Origin of the sequence: Thermococcus sp. JdF3 (assembly GCF_012027495.1) — an archaeon.
GTDB lineage: Archaea > Methanobacteriota_B > Thermococci > Thermococcales > Thermococcaceae > Thermococcus.
Genome location: NZ_SNUK01000037.1, coordinates 1 through 407, shown reverse-complemented (window position 1 = coordinate 407; position 407 = coordinate 1). Strand labels below are relative to the sequence as shown.

The window sequence follows — 407 nt, the reverse complement described above, 5'->3', positions numbered from 1 at the left end:
TTGGATACGTTAAGGTAGTTGAGGTTATCCAGCCGGAGAACTATACTGTAAGCGTTACCATTCCCCTTCTTGCGGCCAACGTTGAGGGCCTAGTCGTTATTGATGAAAGGGGCAGTCCTTTACCCTATGAAATAAATGGTTCCACGCTCATCGTGTATTTTGAAAATGCCACAGGCATTAAGATAACCTACTACACCCCTGACCTGACCGTCAAGAACAGGGCCATATGGAGTGTCCGTGTTGGCTCAAATATACCTGTCAAAATAACTTTCCCCGAAAATGCTGTCATTGTTGACCTGAGCGACATCCCCCTCGAGATAAACGGCAACTCAATCGTCATGCCTGCGGGCAATCAGACGGTTTCCTATGTTCTGGAATATCTGCCAGCTGGGACAGAAACGGCCCAG

1 pseudogene is annotated in these 407 nt (G+C 47.9%); it reads left to right on the top strand.

Annotation, left to right across the window (positions count from 1 at the left end):
• Positions 1 to 407 (top strand): annotated as a pseudogene (locus E3E42_RS11785) (hypothetical protein); the annotation flags it as partial.